The following is a 251-nucleotide window of genomic DNA, read 5'->3' as shown; positions in this document are numbered from 1 at the left end:
GTAATTGCCCCCGGACACCACCACGCTGGTCGATCCCAACGCCTCGATCGTGACGGGGCTGGCAATCGGCACTCCGATCGTGCCGTCGCCATTGAGATCCTGCTGCAGCGTCGGCTCCAGTGCTTTCAGGGTCGGATCGCTCCCCAGGACCTCGGGAGCCGCGGCCAGCGTCGTCACGAAATTGCCGCTGCTGTCGGTGCTCCAGACCGAGTAGTGCCCGTTGGCCGAGTTCTTCCAGACCACGTCGTAGC

At 64.9% G+C, this 251-nt stretch carries 1 pseudogene; it reads right to left on the bottom strand.

Going from position 1 to position 251, the window contains the following annotated elements:
• A pseudogene (locus tag ACM43_RS00345) lies at positions 1 to 251 on the bottom strand (Ig-like domain-containing protein); the annotation flags it as partial.

Origin of the sequence: Bradyrhizobium sp. CCBAU 45321, assembly GCF_028128975.1 — a bacterium.
In the GTDB taxonomy this organism is placed as follows: domain Bacteria; phylum Pseudomonadota; class Alphaproteobacteria; order Rhizobiales; family Xanthobacteraceae; genus Bradyrhizobium; species Bradyrhizobium yuanmingense.
The sequence above is the reverse complement of the archived record's forward strand: the minus strand, read 5'-3'. Positions and strand labels throughout refer to the sequence as shown.